General features: G+C 38.3%; 14 protein-coding genes. 8 read left to right on the top strand and 6 right to left on the bottom strand.

Going from position 1 to position 11,216, the window contains the following annotated elements; translation table 11 throughout:
* Positions 1-1,274, top strand: a 1,274-nt coding sequence (locus QZ620_RS11625; RefSeq protein ID WP_295181805.1) for a SulP family inorganic anion transporter, incomplete at its 5' end; no start/stop codon positions are given.
* Between the two features lie 45 nt (positions 1,275-1,319).
* The gene (locus tag QZ620_RS11620; protein ID WP_295181808.1) at positions 1,320-1,943 is read left to right on the top strand and encodes a carbonic anhydrase family protein; all 624 of its coding nucleotides are present in this window, start codon (positions 1,320-1,322) and stop codon (positions 1,941-1,943) included.
* Positions 1,944-2,002: 59 nt separating this feature from the next.
* Here the strand turns inward: QZ620_RS11620 and QZ620_RS11615 are convergent, their stop codons facing one another.
* A complete protein-coding gene (locus QZ620_RS11615; protein WP_295181802.1) occupies positions 2,003-2,527 on the bottom strand; it encodes a CvpA family protein in 525 nt (174 codons plus the stop codon).
* A 46-nt stretch (positions 2,528-2,573) separates the two neighbouring features.
* Here QZ620_RS11615 and QZ620_RS11610 point away from each other — a divergent pair, with 46 nt between their 5' ends.
* The 5 genes from QZ620_RS11610 to QZ620_RS11590 all read left to right on the top strand — a co-directional run bounded on the left by QZ620_RS11610 (position 2,574) and on the right by QZ620_RS11590 (position 5,292).
* Complete coding sequence (locus tag QZ620_RS11610) at positions 2,574-2,930, top strand: hypothetical protein (protein WP_295181800.1); 357 nt, start codon at positions 2,574-2,576, stop codon at positions 2,928-2,930.
* Positions 2,931-3,638 carry a hypothetical protein gene (locus tag QZ620_RS11605; RefSeq protein WP_295181798.1) on the top strand — a complete coding sequence of 236 codons (708 nt, stop codon included), beginning with the start codon at positions 2,931-2,933 and terminating at the stop codon, positions 3,636-3,638.
* A gap of 66 nt (positions 3,639-3,704) precedes the next feature.
* Positions 3,705-4,724, top strand: a complete 1,020-nt coding sequence (gene pheS, locus QZ620_RS11600; RefSeq protein WP_295181796.1) for a phenylalanine--tRNA ligase subunit alpha — start codon at positions 3,705-3,707, stop codon at positions 4,722-4,724.
* On the top strand, positions 4,724-4,900 hold the full coding sequence (locus tag QZ620_RS11595) for a hypothetical protein (RefSeq protein ID WP_185739439.1): 177 nt from the start codon (positions 4,724-4,726) through the stop codon (positions 4,898-4,900). The genes pheS and QZ620_RS11595 overlap by 1 nt, the downstream gene beginning before the upstream one ends.
* Positions 4,897-5,292: a hypothetical protein gene (locus QZ620_RS11590; RefSeq protein WP_295181791.1), complete on the top strand. Its 396-nt coding sequence runs from the start codon at positions 4,897-4,899 to the stop codon at positions 5,290-5,292. The genes QZ620_RS11595 and QZ620_RS11590 overlap by 4 nt, the downstream gene beginning before the upstream one ends.
* A 71-nt stretch (positions 5,293-5,363) precedes the next feature.
* Here QZ620_RS11590 and QZ620_RS11585 read toward each other — a convergent pair whose 3' ends face one another.
* From QZ620_RS11585 to QZ620_RS11575, 3 genes are all read right to left on the bottom strand, one after another.
* Complete coding sequence (locus QZ620_RS11585) at positions 5,364-7,058, bottom strand: hypothetical protein (RefSeq protein WP_295181789.1); 1,695 nt, start codon at positions 7,056-7,058, stop codon at positions 5,364-5,366.
* 185 nt (positions 7,059-7,243) lie between these two features.
* Positions 7,244-7,894: a hypothetical protein gene (locus QZ620_RS11580; RefSeq protein ID WP_295181786.1), complete on the bottom strand. Its 651-nt coding sequence runs from the start codon at positions 7,892-7,894 to the stop codon at positions 7,244-7,246.
* 129 nt (positions 7,895-8,023) lie between these two features.
* On the bottom strand, positions 8,024-9,019 hold the full coding sequence (locus tag QZ620_RS11575) for an NAD(P)H-dependent glycerol-3-phosphate dehydrogenase (RefSeq protein WP_141876252.1): 996 nt from the start codon (positions 9,017-9,019) through the stop codon (positions 8,024-8,026).
* Between the two features lie 355 nt (positions 9,020-9,374).
* Here QZ620_RS11575 and lysM point away from each other — a divergent pair, with 355 nt between their 5' ends.
* Positions 9,375-9,875, top strand: a complete 501-nt coding sequence (gene lysM, locus QZ620_RS11570) for a peptidoglycan-binding protein LysM (RefSeq protein WP_295181782.1) — start codon at positions 9,375-9,377, stop codon at positions 9,873-9,875.
* A gap of 141 nt (positions 9,876-10,016) precedes the next feature.
* Here lysM and nadD read toward each other — a convergent pair whose 3' ends face one another.
* Together nadD and gmk are read right to left on the bottom strand one after the other, a co-directional pair.
* On the bottom strand, positions 10,017-10,601 hold the full coding sequence (nadD, locus tag QZ620_RS11565) for a nicotinate (nicotinamide) nucleotide adenylyltransferase (protein WP_295181779.1): 585 nt from the start codon (positions 10,599-10,601) through the stop codon (positions 10,017-10,019).
* On the bottom strand, positions 10,598-11,185 hold the full coding sequence (gene gmk, locus QZ620_RS11560) for a guanylate kinase (RefSeq protein ID WP_295181776.1): 588 nt from the start codon (positions 11,183-11,185) through the stop codon (positions 10,598-10,600). Before gmk ends, nadD begins: the two co-directional genes overlap by 4 nt.
* Positions 11,186-11,216: the final 31 nt, after the last annotated feature.

Raw genomic sequence — 11,216 nt, 5'->3', positions numbered from 1 at the left:
GTATTATTGGGTATTATTTCCCAAACTCGGTAATTAAAGGAATGCTTACAGGTATCGGGATAATCATTATCCTGAAGCAGATCCCTCACTTCTTTGGTTACGATGATGATCCTCAAGGCGACTGGGCATTTTTCCAGGTAGATGGAGAGAATACGTTCTCAGAAATTTTCAATATGGCGAATGGCATTAGCCCGGGAGCAACTTTGATCGCTATCATTGCGATGATCATTCTTGTACTTTGGGAAACTGTATTAAGCGATAAGGGTAAGTTCTTTAAACTTGTACAGGGACCATTAGTTGCAGTGGGAACGGGAATTATTTTCTTCCTGGTTACCAAGGGAAATGAGACATTCGGAATTTCTCAGGAGCACCTTGTAAATGTTCCAGTACCAGATAGTTTTGATTCATTCATTGGTCAGTTTACTGTACCTTCTTTCGAAATGATAGGAACTTTACAGATCTGGATCACCGGTTTTACGATCGCGTTGGTAGCCAGTCTGGAAACCTTATTATGTGTGGAAGCAACAGACAAACTGGATCCGCACAAAAGAACCACTCCTACTAACCGTGAACTGTTCGCACAGGGGACAGGAAACATGCTTTCAGGTATGATTGGTGGATTGCCAATTACACAGGTAATCGTAAGAAGTTCTGCGAACATCCAGTCTGGAGGTCAAACCAAAATGGCAGCAATTCTACATGGTTTTTTACTGTTGATATCTGTTGTAGTAATTCCTAATATTCTTAATTATATTCCACTTTCAGTACTGGCAGCTATTCTATTTCTTGTAGGATACAAACTGGCGAAACCAGCCTTATTTAAGGAAATGTATTTGAAAGGATGGAAGCAGTTCGTACCATTTATTGTAACCATCGTTGGAATCGTATTTGGTGATCTTCTAATTGGAATTGGTCTTGGACTTGCCGTTGGAATCGTGGTAATTCTTATCAAATCCTACCAGAATTCCTACTTCCTTCATATTGAAAATGAAACGAATGAAAACAAGACTGTGAAAATGACTCTTGCTGAAGAGGTTACTTTTATCAATAAAGGAGCGATCATTAAGGAATTGAATAAATTAAAAGAGAATTCTTATCTTATCATGGATGTGCGAAAAAGCAGGTATCTGGATAATGATATTATAGAGATTCTTGACGATTTCAGAGTAAAGGCTGCGGAAAAGAATATAGATATCAAGATTATTTCAGAAAGAGGAACTATTGAGAATCCAGATAGTTACCAGGAATTTTTCGCACAGAAGAAGATCAGCTAATTTAGTAGATCAGTATTAACCTAAACCTAATAATAAGAACGAATGATGATTAAAGATATAATAAATAAAGACAAACAAACAAATTTAAGTCCTGAAGCAGTGCTGAAGGATCTAATGGAAGGAAACGAGCGTTTTTCGAGTGCTAAGATGCATCAGAGAGACTACGCTTCTCAGGTGGAACAGACCAAAGGAGGGCAATGGCCACAGGCGGTTGTTCTTGGCTGTATCGATTCACGAGTGCCATTAGAAACTATCTTTGACCAGGGAGTTGGAGATATCTTCTCTGCCAGGGTGGCCGGAAACTTTGAAAATACTGATATTCTTGGAAGTCTGGAATACTCCTGTAAAGTTGCCGGAAGTAAACTAGTAATGGTTCTGGGGCACGAAGCTTGCGGCGCAGTTAAAGCTGCCTGTGATGATGTTGAACTTGGGAATATTACGCATTTATTAAGCAACATAAAACCTGCCGTAAAAGCAACTGAAACTAGTGGCGAAAGAAATTCCAGTAATTCTGAATTTGTTGCTGGTGTGGTTGAAAATAACGTGAAACTTACCATGGACAGGATCAGAGAGAAAAGTCCGATTCTTAAGGAAATGGAAGATAACGGTGAGATTAAAATCGTTGGAGGAGTTTATTCTATCTCTAATGGAAAAGTAAGCTTGCTATAGGAAATTAGTAAGAGACATAATAAGAATCCGGGATCGCTTCAATGTGGTTCCGGATTTTTTTATTCAGCTTCCGCTTCAGAGTCCCAAAGGTCTTTTTCTTTCACCTGTTTGATGATCGATGGTAAAATAATAGGGGCGATCACAGTTACCGGTTCATAAAGAACAGAATCTTCAAGTGTTTCAGTTTCTACGAATTCAAGGGTTTTATTACTGGTCATAAAAAACATGATAATCACACTGGCCACAAAAGCAGATTTCAGTAATCCAAATATAGCTCCCAGGAGTTTGTTTACGATTCCTAGTGCTGCAAAGTCTGCTACTTTGGTAAGCATTTTACCAACTAAGGATACTACGAAAATGATAATCAAAAAGGTAATGGCCAGGCTCGCAAGGTTGATAATTTCTATATCCCAATCTACATGTTGTGAAAGAAATTCGCCGGCATAATAGGAGAAATGAATGGCACCGTATATACCGGCTATAAGTCCTACCAATGAAGCAAGCTCAGTTAAAAATCCTCTGAAAAAACCACGTACCAATCCGTAAAGCAGGAAAATACCCAGGACAATATCCACTGTATTCATACCTCAAATATAATAATTATAAAATCTTAGATGATATCTTTGCAGTATGGCAAGAGATGAACAATTAAAAGGGCGCTGGCAGGTATTACAAACCAAATTATCCAATCAATTTGCAGATGGAGAAATTTTGGAGCTGGATGCCATTATATACTTAATCGGGGTACAGGAATTGGGTCAGGTTCACCGTAAGTTTAAGAAGGATCATAAACTTGATTTGATGCATATTGCAATTTGTACCTTACTGGAGCCTTATGGCTATTATGAATTCGATTATTATGATGAAGACAGCTGGCCACATTTCAAGATGAAGGAGGAGTTACCAAGTTTAAAAGCTGGGGAACAGTCGGTTTTAATGAAGGAAGCGATCGTGAATTATTTTATGGAAAAAAAGTATATTTCATAAATGAACCTTCTGCTAAGTTTTGATTCGTTTCCAAATGATAGTGGTCCTATCTACCAGGAAACCATGGCCGGAAGATTACCGGTGGAGCCGTTCAATACTTTTAGCAACATTTTCTTTCTACTTATCATGATTTACTTTTCGCTAAAGGTCTATAGCGACTATCGTAATCATAGATTTTTAGCCTGGAGCCTACCGGTTCTTTTTATGGGATTTGTTGGAGGTACCGTCTATCATGCTACCCGAAGTCATGACTTCTGGATGTACCTAGACTGGCTACCCATTATATTTCTATGCCTGGCAGTTTCAGTTTATTATACAATAAAACTGGAAATCACCAACCGGAATAGGATCTGGCTTACCCTACTAATTTTAATTCTGGTGTTTGGAGTGCGTATGCTCCCATGGGATGATAGTGTACAAACCTCTGTAGGCTACGTGGGAACAGCGCTAGGACTTTTACTACCTGTGATCACCTACTTCTTAACCACAAGATCTGAAAACTGGGTATATATTTTACTGGCATTTCTCAGTTTTGGATTCGCCATTAGCTTCAGGGTGTTGGATGGATTTGTGTATGTAATTCCTATGGGAACACACTGGCTATGGCATAGCTTCGGGGCACTTTCCGTATTTTTCCTTATGAGCTTTATTTACCGGGACAGGTTGCTCGTAAAGTCTCTTTCTTCGGAAGTGGCTACTTCAGAATAAGCATTTAAAGCGCACGATTTTCGGTATTAATTTTACTAAATTTGCGCTTCTGAAAAGACTAAACCAATGATTGACAAGATTAAAGGGCATATTGCTGAAGTTGAAAACTTTAATGCTGCTACGAATGAAGAAATAGAAACTTTCCGAATCAAATACCTTGGTAAAAAAGGGATTCTGAACGACTATTTTGCTGAATTCAAGAATGTTCCAAATGAGCAGAAGAAAGAGTTCGGCCAGGTGATCAATCAGCTTAAGAATGCTGCAACCCAGCGTGTAAATTCTTTAAAGGAAAGTCTTGAAAACAGTCAGGAAGAAAAAGGTGTTTATGGAGACCTTAGCAGACCGGGAGAACCAGTTGAAATAGGTTCGAGACATCCAATTTCCATTGTTAAGAACCAGATCACCGAAATCTTTAGCAATATTGGTTTCAATGTTTCTGAAGGACCAGAGATGGAAGATGACTGGCATAACTTTACGGCGCTGAACCTTCCGGAATACCATCCAGCAAGGGACATGCAGGACACGTTCTTTATCCAGACAGATCCTGATATCCTGTTGAGAACGCATACTTCTTCCGTTCAGGTGCGTTACATGGAAGAGAATAAACCGCCTATTAGAACGATCTCTCCGGGAAGAGTTTTCAGAAATGAAGCAATTTCGGCAAGATCACATTGTATATTTCACCAGGTAGAGGGATTGTATATTGATAAGGACGTGTCTTTTGCTGATATGAAACAAACGATATTGTATTTTACCGAGCAACTCTTCGGAAAATCAAAAATTCGCCTTAGACCTTCTTATTTCCCGTTTACCGAGCCAAGTGCGGAGGTTGATGTTTACTGGGGTCTGGAAACTGAAACCGATTACCGAATCACCAAAGGAACGGGTTGGCTTGAGATCATGGGTTGCGGAATGGTAGACCCGAACGTTCTAAAAAATTGCAATATAGATCCACAGGAATACTCTGGATTTGCGTTTGGGATGGGAATTGAAAGAATCGCCATGCTGCTATACCAGATAGAAGATATCAGGATGTTTTACGAGAATGACCTAAGATTTCTTGAGCAATTTAAATCTGCACTATAATGAAAAAATACGCTATCCTCATTATTGGAGCAATTATCCTGGGAATCATCATTTATGTGACCTTCGTGATCGCGGTTATCAAACTGACTTTAGGATTAATCCTGCTTGCCGTTGCAGCAGCACTCCTGTACTGGTTGTGGATAAAGATCAAACACAAAGCTGAAGATACATTTTGAGGAAAGATATTGAAATACCGGAAGTAGAAGAGGTATACCTCGCCGCGGTCTATGTATTGAACGAACAATTCGAGTCCTACGAATGGAATGCCTATTTGATCAATGCTTCTTCTGAAGCTCTGGAGATGGCGCTTATCGTATCGAGGGGTTTTGATAAGAAGAAGGAAACTTCTACCATGCGACATAAAATTGAAGTACTGCCGGCAAAGAATTTCGCCAAGATCGAATTTCTTCAGGAAGATGTTCTAAAGCTGAACAATGAGTTTAAGGTGACATTCTTCCAGAATAATAAGATGTACGAGAAGACTTTTGTTTTTAAGGCGAATTGTATTCGAGAAAATGCTCGGGTGGAGATCCCGGTAATACCGGAAAAAGGAATTCTTGCAAAATGATGACTCGATTATAGCACAAAAAAAAACCTCCTTTTGGAGGCTTTTTTAGTTCTGTATTAATATGATTCTTATTAAAATCTGTCATTAAGATCTTCAAATTTCCCTTCAAGAGCACCACCATCATGAACTTTTACAGTTCCTCCCACATAAATTTTTGAACCTTCTCCAACGAATTCCAGTTTCCCGTTGCTCTGGATATTAAGATCTCCGTGAATTTCAACCAGTCCGTTTACCCTAAGTGTACTTCCAGAGGTGATCGTAAGTTTTTCAGCAGACCTGTTGTTGCCAAGTAGGATACTACCAGAAACATTCATTTCACCGTTGCTACCTAGATTAGCACTTTTCTCAATGATCATGGTTCCGCAGAAATTAAGCATTCCATTTACATTCAGATTCTTTACGTTCATAACACCTGAGTAAGACTCAATCGTAGATGGAGTAACTGTAAGATTCTTTTTACCATCGAATACCGGATAATCTGAACAGCTAAGAAATTCTTCAGGGCTAGTGTCTGGTGCATCTTCCACAGAAATAATTCTTAGTATTTTTAAGCCTATTCCAGAAGCTACGTAGATGTAATCGCCTTTAGCCTGTACAAAGTTTGCGCTACCTTCAATTTCTGCAATACCTTCAGCAATAGGAGTTAATTCATCATCAAGCTTTAAGATATCAAGTCCTGCACCACCGTTAGCCATATATACATAATTCCCATCAGTAGAAACAGCGTTAGTCACAGCATCTTCAGTAGAAATAGTAGCAGCATCGGGATGCATCTTTAGTGGCAGGCTGCCTACTTTAGAATTACTTTCAAAACTATAGATCCCGGCACCTTCTGTACCTTCAGAAACAAGGATATTATCACCATACCAGGCAATCGTTCTTTTTGATTCAGCAGTTAGTGCAGCAGTACTAATTTGAGAAGTAAGATTAAAACCATCAGCTACATTGAAGTTCATAAGTCCGTCCACACCACTTAGAACAGCCAACGTGTTATTTTTGAGAGCAGCATATCTAAGGTCTCCAATTTCTTCCGTGGTGATTTCATCAAAACCAGCTATCATTCCAGGATATTCAAATCTTGTGATTGCACCTGCATCTCCGCTAATTGTAATAGCTTCGCCGTCTATTGGCAATATATGAACACCTGCATTTCCAGTATTTCCAAAATCCAGATTATAGTTAACTTCTACTCGAATGTCATCTACTTCCTGAACGAGAGTAGTAGGCAAATTACCGTTTTCAAGATTGAAATAAGCCATCATGGTGCGCTTACCCGTTCCGCGATTCTCTTTTGCTGAAGCCCCGGTCAGTACAAGCACATTATTGCTATCTACAAACAACGAGTTTATATCTGCAATCGTAGTGGTCATTCTGTTTATCAAAACAGGATTGTATTTATCCTGAATGTCAATTACATCGACAGCTCCAAGATAAGTGGCGCCTTCTTTATTATAAGAAACATAAGCGAAATCACCTTTTACATCTACATGTGTAGCTCTTAGTTTTACTCCATCAACTTCAGGAGCTTCAAGCGAAGCGATCTGCTCGATACCAAATACGGTGGAAGCATCAGAATTTCTATTGTTGCTAATTGAGGCAAAACCAATAACGCCAGTTTCGTTAAAATTAATCGCAGAGGAAAGTTCTGAAGCATCTGCAATACTGAAATCAGATTCCTGAGAAGGTTCGTCTGAAATACTGTTCTTTTCGCAGGATGCAAATAATAGGATCGCACTTAGGCTGAATCCGAATAATCTTTTATTCATGGTAAATAGGTTAGTTAAAGTATTTGGGAAGGTAAAAATAGCAATTAATCTCTAGTTTTAAAATGAAACTGGTTGAATGACAGCCTTTTTCTATAAAGTGTAAGAAACTACCGATAAGAAAATACTGAAAATGAAAAAAGCCAGCAATTTGCCGGCTTTTTAAGTATAACGAAATAATGAATTTTCTAGTGTTCGTGACCGTCGTGATCATGATCTTCCTCACCATCATAGGTATTGTACATACCGTAAACAAAGGAATAATCGGCAGTTCTAATATCTCCCATTACCCATAACCAGTTGTTTTCAAGGTCATCATTCAGGAATTGTAGGGTAGCTCCAGAATTCAGGATTAAATCTCCAGTTACGATCAGAACTCCGTTGATATTGAAGTGACCACCGTAATTGATGATTAGGTTTTTAGGTTCTTCCTCAGAGCCTATAATTGCCAGACCTACCGTAGTCATCTCACCGTTACGTCTAATAACCGTATTTTTTTCTGTCTCGATCTCACCACAAATATTCAGTTCACCAGCTACACGCAGGTTTTCTAAATGAGTATGTTCACTAAAGTCCATAGCTTCACCTTTACCTACATGCAGATCCTTAGGACCATCATAGACAGGAAAAATATCGCAATCTTCGAACCCGTTCTTTAAGAACACTGGTTCGTGGATCCCCTGTAGAAAAACAGGCTCATGGATTTTTGTTGTAGAAGTTTTTGATTCTTTTACTGCTGATGAAGTTTCTGTCGTGATATCTTCCGAAACAGTATCAGTCTCACACCCGGTTAGGAATAGGCCAAGTCCTAAGCCGAGAAAAAGTAATTTTTTGTTCATGATAATTTTTGGTTTAAAATGATTTGGTAGGGTAAAAGTACTATATAAGATGATAACCGTGCAAATAAATCGCTGAAAAGTTTGTCTAACAGCGATTTATAAAATAATAAGTAAGAAAAAACTGATATTTTAATCTAATTTGTCCACTAGTTTATTAAAAACCTTTTTAGGATTCTTACCCTCGTAAAGTATGGCGTATACCGCATTGATAATCGGCGTTTTAGCTCCCTTTTCCTGGTTGATCTTATAAGCACTTTCAGTAGCGTAATAACCTTCAGCAACCATGCTCATCTCCATTTGAGCGCTTTTAACGGTATATCCTTTCCCGATCATATTCCCGAACATCCGGTTACGACTAAATACAGAATAACCAGTAACCAAAAGGTCTCCCAGGTAAGCGCTATCATTGATATTACGCTTCATTTTGTGTACTTTCTTAATAAACTTCTTCATTTCCCTGATGGCGTTACTCATAAGTACACTCTGGAAATTATCACCATAACCCAGACCGTGAGCGATTCCTGCGGCGATTGCGTAAATGTTCTTTAATACGGCTGCGTATTCCGTACCAATAACATCATCTGTAGTTTTGCAGGTGATATAATCACTTCCAAGATACCCTGCAACCAGCTGGGCCTTTTGTTCATCCTGGCAGGCAACGGTTAGGTAAGAAAGTCTCTCTAATGCAACTTCTTCGGCATGACAAGGTCCGGTTAATACTCCAATACATTCCATGGGAACATCAAAATACTGGTTGAAATGCTCTCCAACAATTAGACTAGTTTCCGGAACGATGCCTTTAATTGCAGAGAAAACAACTTTGTCATGCAAGGGAATGGTTAGTGCATCCAGCTCTCTTTTTAGAAATGCAGAAGGAATGGCGAAAATGATAAATTCTGAAGCCTCGACAACTTCATTAATATCATTACTAAGGGTAAGCTGATCATTATTAAATTCTACGGAACTTAAGTAATTGGGATTATGATCCTGCTTTTTAATATGTTCTACAGCATAAACACTGCGCATATACCAATTCACATTATCAAGATTCTCACATAGCATTTTCACGATAGCCGTTGCCCAGCTACCTCCACCAATAACACCAAAACTCGGAGCTTTATCCATATAATTACATTCTCTTCTTCAAAAATAGTCAATTTTAGAGGTATTGAAAGAATTGTTCTGTATTTCAGTATAATTATTGAGAATGCTGTAATTCTAATGCGCAAAAAGGTTAACAGTTAAAGTTTAGAAGCTGTACAATTTGATAAATCTGTTGTCGTTCTAATATTGTGCTTTACTTTTAGTTTTGTAAAGTTTACATTCTTAGTTTTTTTGGTTGGTTATTTAGTTGAAAAAAACCGTTTCGGAAGGAGCGGTTTTTTTTATCCCTTGAATTTTGAGAAAACTTTAGGATGTACAAGAGGTGCGAATCTGGAAGGCTTTTGTACATTTAAATAACTAACTATAAATCATAATAATGGGATTATTTTCGTTCATTAAGAATGCAGGAAAAAAGATCTTTGGTGCTGATAAGCCAAAGGATAATGAAGTAAGTACAACAGAAAATCAGTTAAAAGAAAAGAAGGAAAATGAAAGAGTTTCAAGGAATCTTGAAGAAACTATTCGGGACCTGAACCTAAAAGCTGATAATCTTCATGTCAATATTGAACACGATATGGCTACGATCACAGGTACTGCTTTAGATCAGGCAACCCGTGAAAAGATCGTACTGGTTGTAGGTAATTCTGAAGGAATTGCGCAGGTAGATGATAGAATGGATGTTGAAAATAAAGAGCCTGAAGCCGTTTTCCATACCGTAGAAAGAGGTGATACTCTAAGTAAAATCTCTAAAAAACATTATGGAGATCCAAACCAGTATCCATTGATCTTTGAGGCAAACAAGCCTATGCTGGATGATCCAGATAAAATTTATCCGGGGCAGGTTCTAAGAATACCTCCAATGGATAGTAAAAGATAGATTTCAAAGACTGTTTAAAAGTCCTGAGAATATTAAATTGAGAGCAGTCGACGTTCTTATGCTTGTAGTTCCACAATGAAAAAAGTAGGTTCAATCAGCAAACTAGGATATTCAAAAAACGGATTTTTAAACAGTCTTTACTTATTTGTAAAAATTCATTTCTTCAATATATTTCCAGACATCATCGGTCAACAGAGGTGTCACATTTTTTCCTTCGGAAATAGATCTTCTTATAAAGGTTGCTGAAATTTCAATGATTGGAGCGTCAACTCTGGTTATTTTGGCATGATCTCGAAATCTTTCGATCTCCGTACCTTCGGCTATTCGGGGATACACATACAACTGATGGTTCTCCAGAATAACCTTAAAATTCTTCCAGCGATGGAAGCTTTTTAAATTATCCTCACCCATGATCAGGCAGAACTCATTAGTAGGAAACTTTTCCTGTAAGTGAGCCAGCGTGTTTACGGTATAATTTGGTTGTTCCAGACCAAATTCAATATTACTGGGTTTGAGGTTTTCGAAAGGTTCACAAGCCCTATATACCATTTCGAGTCTGTGATGATTATCAAGTAAACTGCTTTTCTTTTTGTGCGGATTGTGTGGAGTCACAACCAGCCAGACCTCATCAAGATCTGAGTGTTCTACCATATGGTTGGCAATGATCAAATGACCAATATGGATAGGGTTAAAGGATCCAAAGAATAAACCTACTTTCCTGTTCATTCTTTAATGTTATCTGCGCCAACATAATTGGAAACCAGATTATAAGCTTCCTTTAAAGCAGTTCCCAGGTGATTGTTCTCGATAATAAAATCAAATTGAGGTGCGGTGGCAAGTTCAATAGAGGCTTTTGCTACGCGCATATTTATTTTATCGTCACTTTCAGTCTTACGTTTTTTTAACCTGATCTTTAATTCTTCGATACTCGGTGGTTTTACGAATACTGCGAGCGTTCTGTCTGGATAAATATGTTTGATATCCAAGCCGCCAACCACATCAATATCAAAAATAACGTGCTTTCCTTTCGCCCAGATTCTTTCCACTTCGCTTTTCAAGGTTCCGTAGAAATTATCGCGATAAACTTCTTCCCATTCCAGGAACTCGTCATTTTTGATCTTTTGTTTAAAATCTGACAGCGAAAGGAAATAATAGTCCTGTCCATGTTTCTCTTCACCTCTGGCTTCTCTAGAGGTAGCTGAAATTGAAAAATCAAGTTTCAATTCCTCATGTTTCAGTAAATGTCTAACTATGGTAGTTTTACCCGATCCTGAAGGAGCTGAAAACACGATCAATTTACCGTCGTCCATTACAATACGTTTAAGATCTGTTCCTTAATCT

Origin of the sequence: uncultured Christiangramia sp., from assembly GCF_913046405.1 — a bacterium.
Classification (GTDB): domain Bacteria; phylum Bacteroidota; class Bacteroidia; order Flavobacteriales; family Flavobacteriaceae; genus Christiangramia; species Christiangramia marina.
This window is presented reverse-complemented; position numbering and strand designations above follow the sequence as displayed.

What these genes read in the sequence shown, in the direction of transcription:
- lysM (WP_295181782.1), top strand. Translation starts at nt 9,375, where the DNA reads ATGGGATTATTTTCGTTCATTAAGAATGCAGGAAAAAAGATCTTTGGT.
- pheS (WP_295181796.1), top strand. Translation starts at nt 3,705, where the DNA reads ATGATTGACAAGATTAAAGGGCATATTGCTGAAGTTGAAAACTTTAAT.
- gmk (WP_295181776.1), bottom strand. Translation starts at nt 11,185, where the DNA reads ATGGACGACGGTAAATTGATCGTGTTTTCAGCTCCTTCAGGATCGGGT.
- QZ620_RS11620 (WP_295181808.1), top strand. Translation starts at nt 1,320, where the DNA reads ATGATTAAAGATATAATAAATAAAGACAAACAAACAAATTTAAGTCCT.
- QZ620_RS11580 (WP_295181786.1), bottom strand. Translation starts at nt 7,894, where the DNA reads ATGAACAAAAAATTACTTTTTCTCGGCTTAGGACTTGGCCTATTCCTA.
- QZ620_RS11605 (WP_295181798.1), top strand. Translation starts at nt 2,931, where the DNA reads ATGAACCTTCTGCTAAGTTTTGATTCGTTTCCAAATGATAGTGGTCCT.
- QZ620_RS11575 (WP_141876252.1), bottom strand. Translation starts at nt 9,019, where the DNA reads ATGGATAAAGCTCCGAGTTTTGGTGTTATTGGTGGAGGTAGCTGGGCA.
- QZ620_RS11615 (WP_295181802.1), bottom strand. Translation starts at nt 2,527, where the DNA reads ATGAATACAGTGGATATTGTCCTGGGTATTTTCCTGCTTTACGGATTG.
- QZ620_RS11610 (WP_295181800.1), top strand. Translation starts at nt 2,574, where the DNA reads ATGGCAAGAGATGAACAATTAAAAGGGCGCTGGCAGGTATTACAAACC.
- QZ620_RS11585 (WP_295181789.1), bottom strand. Translation starts at nt 7,058, where the DNA reads ATGAATAAAAGATTATTCGGATTCAGCCTAAGTGCGATCCTATTATTT.
- nadD (WP_295181779.1), bottom strand. Translation starts at nt 10,601, where the DNA reads ATGAACAGGAAAGTAGGTTTATTCTTTGGATCCTTTAACCCTATCCAT.
- QZ620_RS11595 (WP_185739439.1), top strand. Translation starts at nt 4,724, where the DNA reads ATGAAAAAATACGCTATCCTCATTATTGGAGCAATTATCCTGGGAATC.